Raw genomic sequence first — 19,535 nt, 5'->3', positions numbered from 1 at the left:
GAGCGGGGAGTGCGTGTGTGTATCTGCCTCAGAGAGGGCGGATGTTCTCGGCCTGCAGGCCCTTTGGGCCCTGCGCCACTTCGAACTCGACGCGCTGGTTCTCGTCGAGGGAGCGGTAGCCGCTTGATTCGATGGCGGAGTAGTGCGCGAAGACGTCGGCGCCGCCGTCATCGGGGGAGATGAAGCCGAAGCCCTTCTCCGAGTTGAACCACTTGACCGTGCCTTGGGTGCTCATGTACTGCCGTTCTGCTGGAATGTCGCCGGGGTGCCCCGACGATGCCCACATTATCTGCGCAGGGTCTGAGCGGAATAGCTGTGACCAGAAGGTAACCCAAATGTTGCAAGAGGCCGCAGAACGTAAGCGGCCCTCACCGCGGGGGGAGCGATGAGGGCCAAAGACGACCGGAGGGTGCGTCAGAGACACCCTATCCCGATTCGGAAGCCTTTGTCCCCCATTTGGGGGACATTTTCTCGTCGGCGTGTCTCTTAACCGCGGGCTGCGTTCTTAGTCAACCCCTTCGCACGATCCGCACCGCCGTGCGACCGTATTGCACGGATCGCTTGATCCGTATTGTTCGGATCTTCTGATCCGCGACGAAAGGAATGGATCATGGGCATTGGAGACAAGGCGAAGCACACCGCTGAGGACATGGCCGGCCACATGAAGGAAGCCGCCGGCAAGGCCACAGACAACGAGAAGCTCGAGGCTGAGGGCAAGGTCGACCAGGCCAAGGCCGACTTCAAGAAGGCCGGAGACGACGTCAAGGACGCCTTCGACAAGTGACGTCGATCCTCTCCCTCGTCCGAGACGATCATCATGGCGCGTTTCGGAATCGAAGAGGAGTTCCAGCTCCTCGATGAGGACACACTCGTTCCCGTTCCGCTGGGCAGCGCCGCACGCGCGGTGCTGCCCAGCGGCGCGGGCGAGGTCAAGAAGGAGTTCCTGACCTCTCAGGTCGAATTCTCCACCTCTCCCGTCGGCACGCTCGCCGCAGCTCGTGAGGAGTTGACGGCGTTCCGTCGGGAGCTCGCATCGTTCGCGCGTGACCATGGCGCGGTCGCGATCGGCTCGGGCACGCCGTTCGGCGTCGGACCCGAGGCATCGGTCGTCGAGTCCGAGCGCTACGACACCGTGGCCGACTGGCTCGGACACATTGTCGACAGCCACCACGTCGACGCGCTTCATCTGCACGTCGAAGTGCCCGACGAAGAGGATCGCGTGCGCGCCCTCAACGCCGTGCGGCCCTGGATGCCGACGTTGCTGGCCGTCTCGGGCAACTCCCCCTTCGCCGACGGACACGACACCGGTCACGACAGTTGGCGGACGGTGATCATGCGGCGGCTCCCGCTCTCGGGCTGCCCGCCGCAGTTCCGCGACATGCATCACTACCGCACCGAGGTGGACCGCCTCATCGCCCAGCACGTCATCCCCGACGTCGGCTCGGTGTGCTGGGCGGCCCGCTTGTCGGCACAGTACCCGACGGTCGAGCTGCGTCTCTTCGACGCCCAGCTCAGCACGGATGATGCCCTGCTGGTCGCCGCTCTGGGCAGAGCCCTGGTGGAGACCGCCGTCGGAGCCGACGACCCGGTCCGCACCGGAGACGACATTCAGGCATCCCTCTGGTCTGCCGCCCGCCACGGAATGGAGGCCACACTCGTCCACCCGTCGAACGGAGAGCTGGTCGCGGCGCGAGATGCCGTCGGCCTGCTGGTGGAGACGATCGCCCCCGCCCTGAAGGCCAGCGGAGATCTCGCCTTCGTGGAGGATGCACTCGCTCGGGTGCTGCAGACGGGCACCGGTGCGCAGCGTCAGCGCGCCGCATACGCGGAGAGCGGGATAGAGGCCCTCCGCGCGCTGCACCGGTTCGCGTCAGACGGCGAAGTGCACGATGCCGCTCGCCAGCAGTGAGAGCGCCGTCGTCCAGCCGACGATCGCGACCGCCTGCCAGATGAGAATCCGGGCCTTGCCGACGCCGATCGCGGCGAGCATGGTCGCGGTGAACTGGGTCGGCAGCAGCAGCGGGCCGAGCAGGCTGACACCGGGGACCCCGTAGCGGTCCAGGGCGCTCTGGAACTTCTGCTTGCGTGCGGCCTTGCGTGCGCTCCCGTCTTCGACGAGGCCACCGTGGGACTCGGCATCCGGAATACCTCGCCCGTCGGCGCCGACCACAGCCTTCGCGCGACGGCGATTGACGACGGCCGCCCGCGCGCTGGAACTGGCGAGCACGAGAAGCGCGACGCAGAGGAAGTTGCCGACGATGGCGGCGATGGCCGCGATGATGGGCGGGATGCCGCCGAGGATGCCGATGGTCGCGGCTCCTTCGCCCTCGATGAAGGGGACGGCACCGGCGAGCGCGACGATGAGCGGCTGCACGAGCTCGGGCACCTGGGCGACGAGGTTCTGGAAGGTCTCGATGAGGTTCATGACTACAGTCCAGCCGGTCGCGCGGCACCCGGGAAGTGAGCCTGTGTCACCTCTCACAGGGCACTCTGCATGGCCGATGGGTGACATCTGTCACGCCCATAGGCTGGGGAGCATGAGCACTGTCCTGCCCGATGCGATCGGAGCGCGCCGCCTGAACCGGGGCATCACGGCGACCTGGTGGTACACGGTCTCCGGCGTCATGGTCTTCCAGGTGATGGTTGTGTTCATCTGGCTGAGCATCTTCGGCGGCATGAGCGTCGATCCCGTCACCCTCGCGACCGTCGGAATCGGCGGGCTCGTCTGGTGCGCGGCGAGCCTCCCGCTTCTGCTGCAGTACCGGCACCGCGACGACACCGCGGGGCCGGTCGCCGGCTGGCGCAGCACGCTCATCCCGCTCGCGATCGCCGTGGTCTTCGGGATCGTCAGCGGCGTCGTCAGCGGTCTCTGGCTCGTCGGCGCCGTGCCGCTCATCCAGTCTTTGGCGCTCCTGAACTGGCCGCGGGGCGTTCGCCTGCGGCTACTCGTCACCGCGATGGTGCTGCTCGCCGCGCTCTGGTTCATCGACTGGCGCACGGCGTTCCCCGATGCGGATGCCGAGATCTCCAGCGCGTGGGTCGTGTTCGGCGTCTTCGGTGTGGGCCTTCCCGCCATGACCGTGATGTCGCTGTGGTGGTGGGACGTGCTGGTCACGCTCGATCGGGCTCGCGTCGCCGAAGCGCGGCTGGGTGCGACGCAGGAGCGGCTGCGCGTCGCGACGGACGTGCACGATCTGCAGGGTCATCATCTGCAGGTGATCGCTCTGCAGCTCGAGCTGGCGGAGCGGCTGCTCGACAAGGATCCGGATGCCGCGCTCGAGCAGCTCCGCCTGGCACGAACGAGCGTGACCGAGGCTCGCCAGGGCACCCGCGACCTCGCGATGCGGTTCCGCGGCGTGCCGCTGCCCGACGAGATCGCCAACGCCGTCGATCTGCTGCGGGCGGCGGGGACGTCGGCGGATGCCGAGGTCTCCCCCGATGCGGCTGCGGCACCGGCATCCGTCCTGGGCCCGGTGATCCGCGAGACGACCACGAACGTGCTGCGGCACGGCGGCGGACGATGGGCCCGGCTGTCGCTCACGCGGCAGGGCGGGTCCGGCGAGCAGGGTGCGGCCTGGCGGTACGAGATCGTGAACGATGCGGCATCCGACCCTGCGTCCGGCGATGACGGCTCCGGGCTCGATGGGATCAGCCGGCGCGTGGCGGAGGCGGGCGGTGAGGTGCGTGTGGAACGGACCAAGACGGAGTTCCATGTGGTCGTGACCGTTCCGGACCGTGCGCCAGGGAAGGATGTGCGGCGATGATCCGCGTGCTGCTCGCCGACGACGAGGCGATGATCCGGTCGGCGCTCGCGGCGCTGCTGCGTCTCGAAGACGACATCGACGTGGTCGCCGAGTGCGCGGACGGACTGCAGGCGGTGGCCCTCGCGGAGAAGCTGCAGCCCGACATCTGCCTGCTCGATCTGGAGATGCCCGGCCTCGACGGCGTCGAGGTCGCCGAACGGCTGAACCGTTCGGTCGCCACCCGCTGCGTGGTGGTGACGAGGCATGCCCGCCCCGGCGTGCTGCGGCGAGCGCTGGCATCCGGAGTCGCCGGGTTCCTGCCGAAGTCGCGCGATGCGGATGAGGTGGCCGAGGTGATCCGTCGTGTCGCGGCAGGCGCGCGGTACGTCGATCCCGAGGTCGCGGCCGATGCGCTGAGCGATGAGCGCAGTCCGCTGACCGACCGTGAGCTGGACGTGCTGCGCGCCGGTCGGCGCGGTGAGACGACGGGTCAGGTCGCCAAGGCGCTGTCGCTCGCGCCGGGGACGGTGCGCAATCACATCTCGGCCGTGCTGGCGAAGCTGCACGTCGCCACCCGCCAGCAGGCGGTGCTTATGGCCGAGGAGCGCGGCTGGATCTGACCGCTACAGCGGCGGTTCTTCCAGGTGCTCGCGCCTGCGTCGTCCGCCGCTGAGGCCGAGCAGCACGAGCGCGATGACGATCGGGATGTAGACGAAGGCGTCGGCGACCGTGAGGATCTCGTCCAGAAGCAGGGAGGCGCCCAGCAACAGGACGGGCTCGAGGTAGGACAGCAGTCCGAACAGCGACAGCGGCAGCAGGCGCGAGGCGAGGATGTAACAGACCATCGCCACCGCGCTCAAGGTCGCCATGATCAGCATCGACGGCCACGTCGCAGGGATGCCGCGCCCAGGATCGGTCGCGTACGGGACCACGATCACCACGATGGCCGGGATGACGAGCAGCACGATCTCGATGAAGAACACCTGCATCGAGTCGATGCCCGCCCAGCGGCGGAGGGCGAAGTACACCGGGTAGAGTCCGGCGATGATCAGCACCGGCCAGTTCACTCCCCCGGCGATGACGGCCTGGGCGAGCACGCCGACGCCGGCCGCTGCCACGGCGGCCCACTGCAGCACGCGCAGCCGGTCGTGGAAGAACAGTCGCCCGACGAGCACCATCACCAGCGGCAGCAGGAAGTAGCCGAACGCGATGTCCTGGGCGTGCCCGTTGGCGGGGCCCCACATGAACACCCACAGCTGCACCCACATGATCGCGGTGTTCACGAGCACGATGACGATCAGCTTGGGGCTGCGCGCGATGCGCCGCGTGACGGTCTTCAGCCGGTCGCGCGGGCCGGCGGCCGCATGCACCGCACCGAGGGCGATCAGGAGGAACAGCGCCCGCCAGGAGGTGGTCTCCTCGGGCGTGAAGCCGTCGAGGTGCCCGCCGAGCAGGCTGATCGCGCCGAACAGGACGGATGCCAGGACGGATGCCGCGACCCCGCGGCCGGCGGTCTGGGGGAAGGCAGAACGTGAGATGGAGCGCTCCGGGGTGTGAGGGACGCTCCAAATCTAGCCGTGGGTGGCCGAGACGCGGTTTGCAGCATGAGACGGGCGCTGACACCACCCGTTTCGTGCAGCAGCACCCGTTTCACGACCAGACTGGATCGGACCGCAACTGTCGGGCGGCGGCAGCGCCCGGGCTTCAGGCTGGAATGCGAAGGGAGATCGTCGTGATCGCAGAGCTCAACCGGCTGCTCGAGGCCATCGAGGCGGAGCTGTCAGAGGACATCGACGTCGGAGCGCTTGCCGGTGGGTTCGGGACGACCGAGTACCACCTGCGCCGGATGTTCTCGTCGCTGGCGGGGATGCCGCTGTCGGAGTACATCCGGCGGCGACGCATGACCGTGGCGGCCGCGGACGTCGCCACCGACGGGCGGATGCTGGACATCGCCGTGCGCTACGGCTACGGCTCGACCGAGGCTTTCGGGCGGGCGTTCCGCGCAGTGCACGGGGCGAGCCCGGCCGAAGTGCGCGCTGACGGTGGTCCCCTTCGATCGCAACCGAAACTCAGGTTCCGCCTGACCGTCGAAGGGAACAGTTCCATGGACACCCGCATCACCCACCGACCCGACTTCCGACTCGTGGGGCTCGCCGCACGCGTGCCGCTCATCCACGAGGGCGTCAATCCGCACATCCAGGCGCATGTCGCCGGCATCCCGGCATCCGAGCATGCCCGCCTGAAGGCTCTTTCTAACACCGAGCCGGCGGGGCTGCTGCAGGTCAGCGCCGACGTCGATCCCGACTACGCCGAGGGCAGCGAGCTCACCTACCTGCACGGCGTGGCGGTGGATGCCCAGGCCGCGACGCCCGAGGGTCTCGACGCGATCGAGGTTCCCGCCGGCGACTGGGTCGTCTTCCGCACCTCCGGTGCCTACCCCGCGGCTCTCCAGGAGGCGTACGCCGCATCGGCGACGGACTGGTTCCCGTCGACCCCGTGGCGCCTTCGCCCCGGCCCATCGATCGTGGCCGTGCTCGAGCGCGCGGAGGACTTCAGCACCGCGACGACGGAGCTCTGGATGCCGATCGAGCGGGCATGATCCGCTGAGACGAGGTCTGCGGCATGAGACGGGTGCTGGTGCCGCCTGTCTCGTGCGGCAAACCTCGTCTCGCGGCAGATATGCGAATGGCCCCCGATCCTGGAAAACCCAGGTCGGGGGCCATTTCGCTCGCTGTGCGCGAGGGGGGACTTGAACCCCCACGTCCATAAGGACACTGGCACCTGAAGCCAGCGCGTCTACCATTCCGCCACTCGCGCGAGCGTCTTGTTCCGAAGAACTCAACTTCACGAGGATAGCACGGCAAAAGGGGGCGCTCGAATCGGGGTGAGGCTTCGACTCGCTGCGCTCGCTCAACCCGTTTCGTCTCGCCTTCGGCTCGCTCAACGACCCGGAGGAACCGCCTGCGAGCATCCGGAGGAGGGTGCTCGGAGACCCCCGAAGGGGCACATATTCAGCACACCTGGCTACGATGTTGCTACCGCCGCCATGCCAGAGGAGCCCAGTGGGACTACTTGACAGCTTTGAGAAGGGTCTTGAGCGCGCCGTAAACGGCGCCTTCGCCAAGACCTTCCGCAGCGGCATTCAGCCGGTGGAGATCGCATCGGCGCTCCGCCGCGAGGCCGACATCAAGGCCGCCGTCGTCAGCCGCGACCGCATCATCGTCCCGAACAGCTTCGTCGTGCGCCTCAGCGCCGATGACTACGACCGGATGCACGCACTCGGCGGTGCGCTCACCGACGAGCTGCACGCACTGCTGACCAAGCACTCCAAGGCGCAGGGCTACAGCTTCGCCGGCCCGGTCTCTATCGCGCTCGAGTCGGATGAGAAGGTCGCCACCGGCACGGTGCGCGTCAACTCCGGCACGATCGAGGGCCGCGTCAGCTGGCAGGCCGTCATCGATGTCGACGGGCGTCGCCATTCCCTCGCGCGCGCCCGCACCGTCATCGGCCGTGGCAGCGACGCCGACATCACGATCGCGGATGCCGGATCCAGCCGCAAGCACGTCGAGATCCTCTGGGATGGCGAGCGCGCCATGATGCGCGACCTCGGCTCGACCAACGGCACCAAGGTCAACGGTCAGAAGGTGCGCGAGGCGCCGCTGCCCAGCGACACCACGATCACGATCGGCCGCACCGACCTCGTCTTCCGCGTCGTCGCGGTCGCCGCCGAAGGGGCCGCCCGGTGAGCGAACTGGTCCTCCTGCTGCTGCGCATCGGCTTCCTGGTGCTGCTGTGGTTCTTCGTGTTCGGCGTCGTGTACTCGCTGCGCGCCGACCTGTTCGGCGTGAAGGTGCGAAAGCTCCCCGCCGAGGCAGCCACCGGTGCACCGGTCGCTGCGGCCCCTGCCCCGGCAACCAAGCCCAGGGCGGCGGCCCGAAACGGCAGCCCCGCCACGACCGCCACCGTCTCCAAGCTCGTCATCACCTCCGGCCCCAAGGCCGGTCTCGAGCTGCCGCTGGGCACCGAGCCGATGACGATCGGGCGCTCCAGCGAGTCCGGACTCGTCATCCGCGACGACTACACCTCCAGCCACCACGCGCGGCTCCTGCTGCGCGGCGACACCTGGACCATCCAGGATCTCGACTCGACCAACGGCACCTTCCTCTCCGGCAAGCGCCTGAACTCGAGCCCCGCCTCGATCAGCGTCGGCGACACGGTCAAGGTCGGCGCCACGACCTTCGAGCTGCGGGCCTGAACTCGGCATGGTCTTCGAAGGATCGAGCTCCGCGATCTCCCACACCGGGAAGGTCCGGTCCAACAACCAGGACTCCGGTTACGCCGGAGCGAACCTGTTCGCCGTCGCCGACGGCATGGGCGGGCACGCCGGCGGCGACGTGGCATCCACGATCGCCATCCAGCAGCTCGAGCAGCTCGACCAGGCGTTCGCGTCCACGGACGACGCGCAGGCGTCCCTCCAGGCCGCCACCACCACCGCGGCGAACCATCTCATCCGCGCCGCCAAAGAGCAGCCAGAGCTCGCCGGGCTCGGCACCACAGTCAGTGCGATCATCATGGTCGACGACCACGCCGTCATCGGCCACATCGGCGACTCGCGCATCTACCTGTACCGCGACGACGAGCTGACCCAGATCACGGCCGACCACACCTTCGTGCAGCGCCTGGTCGACTCCGGCCGCATCACGCCAGAAGAGGCGCGCTACCACCCCCGCCGATCCGTGCTGATGCGCGTGCTCAGCGACATGGACAACGACCCCGAGCTCGACATGTTCGTCATGCCGACGCTCCCCGGCGACCGCTGGCTGCTCTGCTCCGACGGTCTCTCCGGCGTCGTCGACGAGGCGCACATCCTCAAGGCCATGCGCATGAGCCTCCCCCCTGGCCGCACCGCCGACAACCTGCTCAAGCAGGCGCTCGACGGCGGCGCCCCCGACAACGTGACGATCGTGCTCGTCGAGGTCGGCGGGCTGCATCCGCTCTCCTCCGGCACCGCCACGATCGTCGGCGCGGCATCCACTCCGTCGGGCGTGCTGATCCCGGCGGCACGCGCCGCCCGCACCAGCTGGCTGCACCCGGTCCGCCAGGCGGCCAACGACCCGTCCCACTTCGAGCCGGCCGCCGATTACCTCGAAGAGCTCATCGAGGAGGATCGCCGCCGCGCCAAGCGCCGTCGCATCGGCTGGATCGCCGCCCTGCTCGTGGTCATCCTCGCGCTCACCGGCGCCGGATTCCTCGCCTACAACTGGACGCAGACGCGCTACTTCGTCGGCGCCGACGAGGACAGCGTCGTGATCTTCCAGGGCGTGCAGCAGAACATCGGCCCGATCTCGCTGTCCACCGAGATCGAGGACACCGGCATCCTGCTGGCGAACCTGCCGCCGTACCAGCGCTCCTCGGTCGAGCGCACGATCACGGCGCGGTCCCTCGCCGACGCCATGGCGATCGTCGACCGCCTGCGCGCCGGCGAGGTCGCGGTGACCGGTGAGACGCCCAGCCCGACTCCCACCCCCACGCCGGAGGGCGCTTCCGACGGCACCGACGGAGGAGGCGCATGACCACCGACGTCACCGCCGACACCGCGGTCATCAAGGCACTCAAGCGGATGCGGATGCCGCAGACGCAGCGCAACCGCGAGTTCTGGCTGCTGCTGTTCGCCTGCGCCATCAGCGGCGCAGCGCTCGCACTCGTGCAGCTCGGCGCGCTCGGGCTCATCGACCCGTTCATCCTCTTCATCGGCGGCGGCCTGGCCGTCCTCGCCTTCGCGCTGCACTTCGTGCTGCGCGCCGTGGCATCCGACGCCGACCCGTTCGTCCTCCCGATCGCGACCCTGCTGACCGGACTCGGCATCGCGATGATCTACCGGCTCGACATCGCCGACGGGAACACCGGCTGGGACGCGTACTCGACGAGGCAGCTGGCCTGGACGGCGATCTCGCTCGTCGGCGCCATCGCCGTCGTGATCCTGCTGCGCAACTACCGCGTCCTGTTCCGGTACACCTACCTGTTCGGCCTCGCCGGCATCCTGCTCCTTCTGCTGCCGTTCGTCCCGGGGCTCGGACGCACGGACGCCGGCGCCGACGTCTGGGTGTCGCTCGGCGGGGTCGTGTCGTTCCAGCCTGGTGAGATCGCCAAGATCTGCCTGGCGATCTTCTTCGCCGGCTACCTCGTGCGCACTCGCGAGAGCCTCACCTCGGTCGGCAAGCGGTTCCTCGGCATGACCTGGCCGCGGATGCGCGAGCTCGGGCCCGTGATCGTCGTCTGGCTGATCTCGCTCGGCATCATCGTCATCCAGCGCGACCTCGGCACCGGAATGCTGATCTTCGGCCTGTTCATCGCCATGCTCTACATCGCCACGGGAAAGACCAGCTGGGTACTCATCGGCCTCACGATGGTCGTCGCCGGCGTGCTCGCCGCGACCCAGATCCTCAGCTATGTGCAGGGGCGCTTCACGAACTGGCTGGATGCCTTCAACCCCGACGTGATCGCCGCGCAGAACGGCAGCTACCAGCTCGTGCAGGGCATCTTCGGCCTCGCGCACGGCGGACTCATCGGCACCGGACTCGGCCAGGGACGCCCGCAGATCACGCCGCTCGCCGAGAGCGACTACATCGTCCCCAGTCTCGGCGAGGAACTCGGCCTGATCGGCCTGTTCGCGATCCTCTGCCTGTACATGGTGTTCGTCAGCCGCGGCATCCGGATCGGCATCGCCGGGCAGGACGACTTCGGCAAGCTCCTCGCGAGCGGCCTCTCGTTCACGATCGCCCTGCAGGTGTTCATCATGGTCGGCGGCGTCACCCGCGTCATCCCGCTGACCGGTCTCACGACTCCGTTCCTCGCCGCCGGCGGCTCATCGCTGGTCGCGAACTGGCTGATCGTCGCGCTGCTGCTGCGGATCTCCGACGGCGTGCGCCGCCAGCCCAGGGTGGTGATCGGCTGATGACGAAAGAGATGCGCCGCCTCACCATCGTGATGCTGTTCATGTTCCTGTCGCTGTTCGTGGCGACCAGCTGGATCCAGGTCGTCGAGGCCGACAACCTCGCACAGGCCGACCGCAACACCCGGTCGCTGCTGGACAGCTACGAGATCCAGCGCGGATCGATCATCGCCGACGGCATCCCGATCGCGTCGTCGACGCCGTCCGACGACGAGTACCAGTACCAGCGCGAGTACCCCGACTCGGCGATGTGGTCGAGCGTTACGGGCTACTTCAACCCGGCGCTGCAGTCGGCCACCGGCATCGAGGCCGCACTGAACGGCGACCTGTCCGGCACCGGCGCCAGCGCGTTCCTCGCCGAGATCGAGCGGATCGTCTCGGGCCAGCCCCAGCGCGGCTTCAGCGTCGAACTGAGCCTGGATGCCGAGGCGCAGCGCGCCGCATACGAAGGGCTCGGCGACCTGCAGGGCGCGGCCGTCGCGATCGAACCGTCGACCGGGCGGATCCTGGCCATGGTCGCCAGCCCTGGTTTCGACGCGAACACGCTCGCCGTGCACAGCGCCTCACAGGCCCAATCGGCGTACGACGAACTCGACGCGCAGCGCCCCAATCCCCTGTTGAACCGCTCGATCAACGAGGTCAACCCTCCCGGCTCCACGTTCAAGGTGCTCGTCGCCGCCGCCGCGTACGCCACCGGCGAGTGGACACCCGAGTCGACGCTGCCGAACCCGGCCCGCTACACGCTCCCCGGTTCGAACTCGCAGGTCGCCAACGCCTGGCGCGGCACCTGCGGGTCCGGAGACACCGTGACCATCGCCGAAGCGCTGCGCCTGAGCTGCAACATCCCGATGGCCGAGCTGGCCGTCGAGCTGGGCGACGACACGATCCGCGAGATGGCCGAGAAGTTCGGCTTCAACCAGGAGTTCGAGACGCCGCTGCCGGTCACCGCATCCAGCTACCCGCGGGCGCTGGACGACGCGCAGACGGCACTGACCGGTTTCGGCCAGGGGAAGGTCACCTCGACGGCCCTCCAGGTCGCGATGATCTCGGCAGGCCTCGCCAACGACGGCCTGGTGATGAAGCCCCGTCTGGTGGATGCGGTGATCGGCAACGACCTGTCCACGGTCCGCGAGTACGCGAACGAGGAGTTCGGCCGCGCGACCGAGGCGGACGTCGCCGATGACGTCACGGCGGCCATGGTCGCCAGCGTCGCAAACGGTGCGGCGCAGGGTGCAAGAATAGACGGAATCGACGTTGCCGGTAAGACGGGAACGGCCGAGAACGGCGACGCTCCGCACACACTGTGGTTCACCGGTTTCGCACCGGCGAACGACCCGCAGATCGCTGTGGCGGTCGTCGTCGAGAACGGCGGCGGTTTGGGAAAGGCGGGATCCGGTGACACGCTCGCCGCCCCGATCGCGAAGAGGATCATTGAGGCGGTGCTTAACGGATGAGGCCGACGCAGGGTGTGTCGTTCGGTGGTCGATACGAGCTCCAGTCGCGTATTGCGATCGGTGGCATGGGTGAGGTCTGGGAAGCGACCGACCACGTCATCGGGCGAACCGTCGCGATCAAGATCCTCAAGGACGAGTACATGGGGGATCCCGGGTTCCTCGAGCGCTTCCGCGCGGAGGCCCGGCATGCCGCACTCGTCAACCACGAGGGCATCGCCAGCGTGTTCGACTACGGCGAGGAGAACGGCAGCGCCTTCCTCGTCATGGAGCTCGTTCCCGGCGAGGCCCTGTCCACCATCCTCGAGCGCGACGGCTCGCTGAGCGCCGACAAGACGCTCGACATCGTCGCCCAGACGGCATCCGCTCTGCAGGCCGCGCACGCCGCCGGCCTCGTGCACCGCGACATCAAGCCCGGAAACCTGCTGATCACCCCGGACGGCCGCGTCAAGATCACCGACTTCGGCATCGCCCGCATCGCCGACCAGGTTCCGCTCACCGCGACCGGCCAGGTCATGGGCACGGTCCAGTACCTCTCCCCCGAGCAGGCGTCCGGCCACCCGGCATCCCCCGCGACCGACACCTACTCGCTGGGAATCGTCGCCTACGAGAGCCTGGCGGGCAAGCGTCCGTTCACGGGCGAGTCGCAGGTCGCGATCGCGATGGCGCAGATCAACGAGCAGCCCCCGCCGCTGCCGGCGACCGTCCCGATCCCGGTGCAGAACCTCGTCATGGCGATGATCGCCAAGAAGCCCGCCGATCGGCCCTCGTCGTCCGCGACGGTGGCCCGTGCCGCGCAGGCGCTGCGCCGCGGCGACCTGAACTCCGCCGCCATCGCCGTTCCCGCCATCGCCGGCGGTGTGGGGGGCGACGATGCGACGCGCATCCTGACCACGGGCATCGACGACGGCGCCACGCGTGTGCTGCCGACCACCGCCCAGCTGGCCACCGACGAGGTGGCAGAGGAAGAGGCCGGCAAGAAGAAGAAGCGCAGCCCGTGGACGTGGCCGCTGATCGCGCTGATCGCGCTGCTGGCGATCGTCCTCGGTGGCACGATCTTCGCCCTGATGAACCAGGGCGAGCCGGATCCTGATCCGACCACGTCTTCTCCCCCGGCGACGTCTTCCGAACCGACTCCGACCGAGTCCGAGACGCCGGAAGCCGTGAACGTCGACTCCCTGAACCTCGTGGGCATGACCTGCGACCAGGCCACCGCTGCGCTCCAGGCCGAGGGACTCGAGGCGAACTGCGTCACCGGCGACCCGGCCCCGAAGGAGTCGGACCAGGGCGTGATCTACCGCGTGACCACCGGCGGCAACCAGCCGGTGGGCGCGACCATCGAGATGCTGTACTACGCCGAGCAGACAGCGCTGCCCGACCCCGCAGCGCCGAACCTGCCAGACACGGCCGAGTCCGGCAGCGAAGTCCAGGTCACCTGGACCGGATACAGCTGCCCGTCAGGGCAGGGCCAGGTCAGCGCCTATAACTTCACGGTCCGCGGCGGCGTGTTCACCGTGAACAATCAGGCCACCGCATCCTTCGGCACCGATGCGCGCACCGGAGCGATCCAGGTGACCGGCGCGGCAGGCGAGGCTCTCGTCGTCAGCTACACCGTCACGTGCTCCGGCGGCAGCGCCGGCGAGCGCACGACCGCGACCTCCCCCGAAGACGTCGCCTCGATCGAAGCGGGCTCCGTCGTCCCCGATCCGGGTGAAGGGATCACGCCTCCTCCCGCCGAGTGATCAGGTTGCAGCGGGTAATCTTGCAGGGCAATAGGAGTTGAACATCCAGGGGGACTGAACGTGTCGACAGAGCCGCGCATCATCGCTGAGCGATATCGCGTGGACGAGCTCATCGGGCACGGCGGGATGGCGAAGGTCTTCCGCGGCTACGACATCACGCTCGGCCGTGACATCGCCATCAAGATCCTCGACCCCTCGCTCGCCCGCGACACAGCGTTCCGCACGCGCTTCCGTCTCGAGGCCCAGGCGGCCTCGCGGATGTCGCACCCGTCGATCGTGCGCGTCTACGACGCCGGTGACCCCTCCTCGGCCGAGGGCGGACCGGTCGCCGGTGCTCCCGGCAGCGAGCCCTACATCATCATGGAGCTGGTGCAGGGGCGTCAGCTGAAGGACATCATCTCGGGCGGCCCCGTTCCCGTCGAGGATGCCGTGCGCTACGTCGACGGGATCCTCGAGGCGCTCGACTACTCCCACCGCGCCGGCGTCGTGCATCGCGACATCAAGCCGGGCAACGTGATGGTCACCGACAAGGGCCAGGTCAAGGTGATGGACTTCGGCATCGCGCGCGCGGTGTCCGATTCGTCATCGACCGTGGCCGAGACGACGCAGATCCTCGGCACGGCCGCCTACTTCTCGCCAGAGCAGGCCAAGGGCGAGCCGGTGGATGCCAGGGCCGACCTGTACTCGACGGGTGTCGTGCTCTACGAGCTCCTCACGGGTCGTCAGCCGTTCCGCGGCGATTCGCCGGTGGCGGTCGCCTACCAGCACGTCAGCGAGACGCCGCTGCCACCGACCGAGGTCAACGAGGATTCGCCGCGCTCCCTCGACCCGATCGTGCTGCGCGCGCTCGCGAAGGACCCGTACCAGCGGTACCCGGATGCCGCGTCCTTCCGGGTCGCGCTCGACGGCGCGGTCTCCGGCAAGGCCCCGACGAAGAAGCAGCTCGGCGCGCTCACCAGCGAGCTGTACGGCCCCAGCCCGCGTCAGGCGCAGGAGACGGCGCGTTCGCTGCGTCAGCTCAGCACCGACACGACGATGGCCCGGACGCAGTCCGGCCCCCCAGTGGCCTGGATCTGGGCTGGTGTCGCGCTGCTCGCCGTGCTGCTGATCTCAGTACTGCTCTGGGTGATCATGATGCCGCGCGGCGAGCAGATCCCGGCATCCTCCCGCATCGTGCCCGATCTCGTCGACGTGTCGTACGAGCGTGCGCAGGCCGATCTGCTGGAGATGGACCTTCTGTCGGAGGTGGTCTACGAGGCCAGCGCCGACGTCACCGAGGACAACGTGATCCGCACCGACCCGGTCGCAGGGCAGTCGGTGAAGATCGGTCAGACCGTGACCGTGTACGTGTCCAGCGGCGCGGAGACCGTCACAGTGCCCACGCTGGTCGGACTCTCGCAGACCGCGGCGGCCGAGGCCTTGAAGGATGCCGGGCTCGAGCTCGGCAGCGTGATCCAGCGCAACGATCCGCAGAGCGCGGCTGACACCGTGCTCGAGGTGACGAACGTCAAGGAGGACGACGAGGTGGCGCCCAAGACCGCTGTCGATCTCGTCGTCGCCTCGGGGCGCGTCACGCTTCCGGACGTCACCGGATGGACCGTGGATGCCGCGACCGCCAAGCTCGAGGAACTCGGTCTGACCGCGATCCCCGTCGAGTCGGCGGACTGCGCGGCGACGAACCCGGCCACGGTCGCGTCGATGTCGGCGGCGCCGGGCGATGTGGCCGTGCACTCCGAGGTCGAGATCCGGTACTGCGCGGGGGAGTAGTCGCGAGTGGCTGGGCGGGGCGGTTTCGACTCCGGCGCTACGCGTCTGCGCTCAACCCGTTTCGTCTGCGGCGCTCCGCGCCTCCGCTCAACGACCCGCAGTTTTCGCTTCCTGAACCCCTCCCGGACAATGCCGCAGGTCGTTGAGCGAGCGGGTGTGCCCCTTGCGGGTCGTTGAGCGAAGGCAGCGCAGCTGCCGGAGACGAAACGCGTTGAGCGAGCCGAAGGCGAGTCGAAACGTCCTCGCGTGCGAAGGCGAGTCGAAACGGTCCTACGGCCGAAGCTGCTCTGAGCGCTCCACGGCATCCGCCGAGCCGATCGACGCGAGCCAGTTCGCGAGCAGGCGGTAGCCGTGCTGGGTGAGCACGCTCTCCGGATGGAACTGGACGCCGAGGATCGGCAGCTCCCGGTGCGCGATCGCCATGACGGTTCCGGATGCCGTGCGAGCCGTGACCGCGATCTCGGCGGGCAGCTCGGCCTCCGCGAGCGCGAGCGAGTGGTAGCGGCCGACGTCGAAGGGCGAGGGGATGCCGTCGAAGAGTGCTGATCCGTCGTGCTCCACGGTCGAGACCATGCCGTGCATGAGCTCCCGCGCCTCGGAGACATCGGTGCCGAACGCCGCGCCGATCGACTGGTGTCCAAGACACACGCCGAGCAGCGGCATCCTCCGCTCGGCGCACAGCGCCACCACGTCGACGGAGGCGCCGGCATCCCGGGGGCTCCCGGGCCCTGGGGAGAGCAGCACGCCGTCGTAGCGGGGGATGAGGGCGGCGAAGCCGCCGCGATCCGCGGCATCCGCCTCGATCATGTCGACGACGGCACCGAGTTCGCGCAGGTAACCGGCGAGCGTGTGCACGAAGCTGTCGTGGTTGTCGACCACCAGCACCCGCACGCTCACTCCAGATCGACCTCGCCCGGGGCGATGAGCGGGCTCACCCACGGGAAGACGTAGAAGAACAGCCCATAGAGGACCGCCGCGACGGCGACCAGCAGGATCAGCACCCGCAGCCACCACGGGCCGGGAAGGATGCGCCACAGCGCTGCGTACATGTCAGGGCTCCTAGATGGACGGGGAAGCGACGTCGCCGACCGGTTCGAGGGAGTCGGGCGGGCCCTCGCTCCGGGGCTGGAACCCCTCGAAGACCGCGTAGCCGACGATGCGCTCTGCGAGCGAGTAGAGGGGAGAGCAAGCGGTCAGGGTGAGATAGCGTTCGCCGGTCTCCGCACCCGGCACCTGCGGCACATCCATCAGCACGTCGACGGAGTCGGGCGTGACGTACTCGAGCGTGCGGAAGCGATAGGTGAACCATCCCTCCTGCGTCTCGACGACGATCGCGTCGTTCAGGCGGAGCTTGTCCATGCGGTTCAGCGGGGCGCCCCAGGTGGTGCGGTGTCCTGCCACCGAGAAGTTGCCCACCTGGCCCGGCATATCGGACTGGTCGTAGACGCCGATCCAGCCGTTGTCGAGCGTGACGGGGCGCGTGGTGCCGCCGGCGATGGCGACGTTGTATTCGCCGCCGAAACGGGGGATGAGCATCTGGGCGAACTTCTCACCGTTGGCGGGATGCTCGAGCGCCGGCGGTTCGTACCAGATGTCGCCGTCCTCCTCTTCGACGGCGGGCGGCGGCTCGGGCGCCGGCAGCTGCGCCCACTCACGAGAGACGGCCTGACCCGCAGTGTTGCTCTGCGCGCCGATGATGATGTCGCCGATCCACATCTGCCACGCGACGAAGAGCATCACGAGCACCCCGGCGGTCAGCAGCAGCTCGCCCAGCACGCTGGTGAAGGTCGCTCGCGACCGCGCACGCTGAGGGCGTCGGCGTCGGGACGGCTGCGCGGCGGAGGCAGTCATAGCGCGATCCTATCCGGCGAACTTCTGCCATCATCCGGTGAATCGAATGGAGCGGGTACTCATGGGTAGAATGACGGCATGGCACGTGACCGAAGCAGCGAAGAGCCCGTCGTCGAGCGCGCGGAAGGCGAGCAGGCGCCCAACGCCGTGTGGTTCAAGCCGGTCATGCTCGGATTCATGCTGCTGGGCCTGGCCTGGATCCTCGTGTTCTACATCTCGGGCATGCAGTTCCCGATTCCGGGCATCGGCTCCTGGAACCTCGCCATCGGTCTCGGCATCGCGCTGATCGGGTTCCTGATGACCACGCGCTGGCGGTAATCCGTCCTCTGACTTCTCGAAGGCCTCCTCGCTCAGCGAGGGGGCCTTTCGTCTGCCCCGGCGGGAATCACTGATCCGGAGTTATCCACAGGTTTGTGCACAGGGTGGGGAGAATTACACCGGTGTTATTCACAGGGGTGGAGAACCCTGTTAACAACTGCTGACCGGGACTTGCAGAGTCAGGAGAGCAGGATCAGGGGCGGCACGAACGCGACCACCACGAGCAGCACAGCCACGACGGCGGCCAGCAGGAGGATCTGCCAGACGCGCTGCGAGCGCTTGCGGGTGCGCGTGAGGATGAAGGCCACTGCCGCCCCGACGATGGCGCCACCGAGGTGCGCCTGCCAGGCGATGCCGCCGACGAAGAACCCGAACGCGAAGTTGATGCCGAGCACGACGAGGATGCCGGTGACGTTCGCACCGATGTGACGCCCGATGATCAACAGGGCCGCCATGAGTCCGAAGACCGCGCCCGAAGCGCCGACGGTGGCCGTCGTGGGGGCGAGCACCGCGACCATGACTGATCCGCCCAGGCCGCTGATGAGATAGAGCGCGAGGTAGCGCGCCCGGCCGAGCATGGGTTCGAGGCTCTGGCCCAGCATCCACAGCGCCAGCATGTTCAGGGCCAGATGGATGAAGCCACCGTGCACGAACAGGGCGGTGAGCAGGCGCCACGGCTCGAAGATCCCGCCGTTGAGGTTCGGATACAGGTAAGGCGCGGCGAACCAGAGCGTGTTGTCGAGCTGATCACCGACCCCGGGGATCAGCTGCACCAGGCCGATGAACGACGTGATCGCGAGAAGCGCATAGGTGACGACCGGCTTGCCGGAGCGCACGGGCGTGGCGATGGCAGTCGAACGGCCGCCCCACCGCCGCTGTGCGCGCTTCTGCGCAGGGGTGCGATTCTGACGCTCGGCCTTCATGCACTCCGGGCAGATGACGCCGACCGCGGCCTGCGTCTGGCACTCGGGGCAGATGGTGCGCATGCAGCGCTGGCAGAGCACGAAGCTCTGCCGATCCGGATGGCGGTAACAGTAGTTGTCGCTGTTGCTCGCGAATTCAGAGGACGTCATCCGGATCGGCCAGGCTTACCGGGTCAGACCGCGGCGATCTCGACCGACTGCAGGACGACGTCCTCGACCGGGCGGTCGCCGGCACCGGTGCGCACGGCGGCGATCTCGTCGACGACCTTCTTGGAGGCGTCATCGGCGACCTCGCCGAAGATCGTGTGCTTGCCCATCAGCCACGGCGTCGGGTCGGTGGTGATGAAGAACTGCGAGCCGTTGGTGCCCTCGACCTCACCGGTGATGGCGTTGCGGCGGAGACCGGCGTTGGCCATCGCGAGGATGTAGGGCTCGTTGAAGTTCAGCTCGGGGTGGATCTCGTCGTTGAAGTTGTAACCGGGGCCGCCGACGCCCTGACCGAGCGGGTCGCCGCCCTGGATCATGAAGTTCGGGATGATGCGGTGGAAGATGACGTCCTTGTACAGGGGGCCCTCGCCCGGCTTGCCGGTGGCGGGGTGGGTCCAGTCCTGGGTGCCGTCGGAGAGACCGACGAAGTTCTTGACGGTCTTGGGGGCGTGGTCGCCGAACAGGTTGATGACGATGTCGCCGTGGTTGGTGTGCAGGGTTGCGACGTGTGAGTGCTGAGCCATGCGTCCATTCTCGCAGAGCTTGCCGGGAGCGGGCCGGAAGCGCGTCGGGACGATAGC

The 19,535-nt window shown here is 68.3% G+C and carries 21 protein-coding genes and 1 tRNA gene; 13 read left to right on the top strand and 9 right to left on the bottom strand.

Annotation, left to right across the window (positions count from 1 at the left end):
• Positions 1–28 precede the first annotated feature (28 nt).
• A complete protein-coding gene (locus tag MAE01_RS08220) occupies positions 29–235 on the bottom strand; it encodes a cold-shock protein (protein WP_147039076.1) in 207 nt (68 codons plus the stop codon).
• A 375-nt stretch (positions 236–610) separates the two neighbouring features.
• Here MAE01_RS08220 and MAE01_RS08215 point away from each other — a divergent pair, with 375 nt between their 5' ends.
• Positions 611–784, top strand: a complete 174-nt coding sequence (locus tag MAE01_RS08215) for a CsbD family protein (protein WP_147039075.1) — start codon at positions 611–613, stop codon at positions 782–784.
• A gap of 33 nt (positions 785–817) precedes the next feature.
• Entirely contained in the window at positions 818–1,909 is a 1,092-nt protein-coding gene (locus MAE01_RS08210) for a carboxylate-amine ligase (RefSeq protein WP_147039074.1), read from the top strand.
• Here the strand turns inward: MAE01_RS08210 and MAE01_RS08205 are convergent.
• On the bottom strand, positions 1,871–2,425 hold the full coding sequence (locus MAE01_RS08205; RefSeq protein ID WP_147039073.1) for a small multidrug efflux protein: 555 nt from the start codon (positions 2,423–2,425) through the stop codon (positions 1,871–1,873). The genes MAE01_RS08210 and MAE01_RS08205 overlap by 39 nt on opposite strands.
• A 112-nt stretch (positions 2,426–2,537) precedes the next feature.
• Here MAE01_RS08205 and MAE01_RS08200 point away from each other — a divergent pair, with 112 nt between their 5' ends.
• Complete coding sequence (locus tag MAE01_RS08200; protein WP_147039072.1) at positions 2,538–3,764, top strand: sensor histidine kinase; 1,227 nt, start codon at positions 2,538–2,540, stop codon at positions 3,762–3,764.
• On the top strand, positions 3,761–4,363 hold the full coding sequence (locus MAE01_RS08195) for a response regulator transcription factor (RefSeq protein WP_147039071.1): 603 nt from the start codon (positions 3,761–3,763) through the stop codon (positions 4,361–4,363). The genes MAE01_RS08200 and MAE01_RS08195 overlap by 4 nt, the downstream gene beginning before the upstream one ends.
• Before the next feature lie 3 nt (positions 4,364–4,366).
• On the opposite strand, the gene rarD is transcribed toward MAE01_RS08195, so the two are convergent.
• Positions 4,367–5,281 (bottom strand): EamA family transporter RarD, encoded by a 915-nt coding sequence (gene rarD / locus MAE01_RS08190; protein ID WP_267901851.1) that lies wholly within the window; start codon positions 5,279–5,281, stop codon positions 4,367–4,369.
• Between the two features lie 176 nt (positions 5,282–5,457).
• On the opposite strand from rarD, the gene MAE01_RS08185 reads away from it, so the two are divergent.
• Entirely contained in the window at positions 5,458–6,342 is an 885-nt protein-coding gene (locus MAE01_RS08185; RefSeq protein ID WP_229718116.1) for an AraC family transcriptional regulator, read from the top strand.
• Positions 6,343–6,477: 135 nt separating this feature from the next.
• Here MAE01_RS08185 and MAE01_RS08180 read toward each other — a convergent pair.
• Positions 6,478–6,560: transfer RNA gene (locus MAE01_RS08180), tRNA-Leu, on the bottom strand.
• 245 nt (positions 6,561–6,805) lie between these two features.
• On the opposite strand from MAE01_RS08180, the gene MAE01_RS08175 reads away from it, so the two are divergent.
• Genes MAE01_RS08175 through pknB form a run of 7 tightly spaced genes read left to right on the top strand, consistent with a single transcriptional unit; the run spans position 6,806 to position 15,655 of the window.
• A complete protein-coding gene (locus MAE01_RS08175) occupies positions 6,806–7,489 on the top strand; it encodes an FHA domain-containing protein (protein WP_147039069.1) in 684 nt (227 codons plus the stop codon).
• The gene (locus MAE01_RS08170) at positions 7,486–7,998 is read left to right on the top strand and encodes an FHA domain-containing protein FhaB/FipA (protein WP_147039068.1); all 513 of its coding nucleotides are present in this window, start codon (positions 7,486–7,488) and stop codon (positions 7,996–7,998) included. Before MAE01_RS08175 ends, MAE01_RS08170 begins: the two co-directional genes overlap by 4 nt.
• A gap of 7 nt (positions 7,999–8,005) precedes the next feature.
• On the top strand, positions 8,006–9,316 hold the full coding sequence (locus MAE01_RS08165; RefSeq protein WP_147039067.1) for a PP2C family protein-serine/threonine phosphatase: 1,311 nt from the start codon (positions 8,006–8,008) through the stop codon (positions 9,314–9,316).
• Positions 9,313–10,698 (top strand): FtsW/RodA/SpoVE family cell cycle protein, encoded by a 1,386-nt coding sequence (locus tag MAE01_RS08160; protein ID WP_147039066.1) that lies wholly within the window; start codon positions 9,313–9,315, stop codon positions 10,696–10,698. The genes MAE01_RS08165 and MAE01_RS08160 overlap by 4 nt, the downstream gene beginning before the upstream one ends.
• Positions 10,698–12,149 carry a peptidoglycan D,D-transpeptidase FtsI family protein gene (locus MAE01_RS08155; protein ID WP_147039065.1) on the top strand — a complete coding sequence of 484 codons (1,452 nt, stop codon included), beginning with the start codon at positions 10,698–10,700 and terminating at the stop codon, positions 12,147–12,149. The genes MAE01_RS08160 and MAE01_RS08155 overlap by 1 nt, the downstream gene beginning before the upstream one ends.
• On the top strand, positions 12,146–13,888 hold the full coding sequence (locus MAE01_RS08150; protein ID WP_147039064.1) for a protein kinase domain-containing protein: 1,743 nt from the start codon (positions 12,146–12,148) through the stop codon (positions 13,886–13,888). The genes MAE01_RS08155 and MAE01_RS08150 overlap by 4 nt, the downstream gene beginning before the upstream one ends.
• A gap of 60 nt (positions 13,889–13,948) precedes the next feature.
• The gene (pknB, locus tag MAE01_RS08145) at positions 13,949–15,655 is read left to right on the top strand and encodes a Stk1 family PASTA domain-containing Ser/Thr kinase (protein WP_147039063.1); all 1,707 of its coding nucleotides are present in this window, start codon (positions 13,949–13,951) and stop codon (positions 15,653–15,655) included.
• 270 nt (positions 15,656–15,925) lie between these two features.
• On the opposite strand, the gene MAE01_RS08140 is transcribed toward pknB, so the two are convergent.
• From MAE01_RS08140 to MAE01_RS08135, 3 genes are read right to left on the bottom strand one after another with little or no spacing between them, the layout of a single operon-like run.
• On the bottom strand, positions 15,926–16,552 hold the full coding sequence (locus tag MAE01_RS08140) for an anthranilate synthase component II (RefSeq protein ID WP_229718115.1): 627 nt from the start codon (positions 16,550–16,552) through the stop codon (positions 15,926–15,928).
• Positions 16,549–16,704, bottom strand: coding sequence for a hypothetical protein (locus tag MAE01_RS15945; protein WP_186806177.1), 156 nt, complete (start codon positions 16,702–16,704; stop codon positions 16,549–16,551). Before MAE01_RS15945 ends, MAE01_RS08140 begins: the two co-directional genes overlap by 4 nt.
• 10 nt (positions 16,705–16,714) lie before the next feature.
• Positions 16,715–17,506, bottom strand: coding sequence for a class E sortase (locus MAE01_RS08135; RefSeq protein WP_147039062.1), 792 nt, complete (start codon positions 17,504–17,506; stop codon positions 16,715–16,717).
• A gap of 78 nt (positions 17,507–17,584) precedes the next feature.
• On the opposite strand from MAE01_RS08135, the gene MAE01_RS08130 reads away from it, so the two are divergent.
• A complete protein-coding gene (locus MAE01_RS08130; RefSeq protein ID WP_147039061.1) occupies positions 17,585–17,824 on the top strand; it encodes a cell division protein CrgA in 240 nt (79 codons plus the stop codon).
• A gap of 179 nt (positions 17,825–18,003) precedes the next feature.
• On the opposite strand, the gene MAE01_RS08125 is transcribed toward MAE01_RS08130, so the two are convergent.
• Both MAE01_RS08125 and MAE01_RS08120 read right to left on the bottom strand, forming a co-directional pair.
• Positions 18,004–18,897: a rhomboid family intramembrane serine protease gene (locus tag MAE01_RS08125; protein WP_147039060.1), complete on the bottom strand. Its 894-nt coding sequence runs from the start codon at positions 18,895–18,897 to the stop codon at positions 18,004–18,006.
• A 23-nt stretch (positions 18,898–18,920) separates the two neighbouring features.
• The gene (locus MAE01_RS08120) at positions 18,921–19,478 is read right to left on the bottom strand and encodes a peptidylprolyl isomerase (protein ID WP_147039059.1); all 558 of its coding nucleotides are present in this window, start codon (positions 19,476–19,478) and stop codon (positions 18,921–18,923) included.
• Positions 19,479–19,535 lie beyond the last annotated feature (57 nt).

Source organism: Microbacterium aerolatum (genome assembly GCF_007988825.1).
Taxonomy (GTDB): domain Bacteria; phylum Actinomycetota; class Actinomycetes; order Actinomycetales; family Microbacteriaceae; genus Microbacterium; species Microbacterium aerolatum.
Note: the sequence above shows the minus strand (reverse complement) of the source record. Positions and strands in the feature narration are given on the sequence as shown.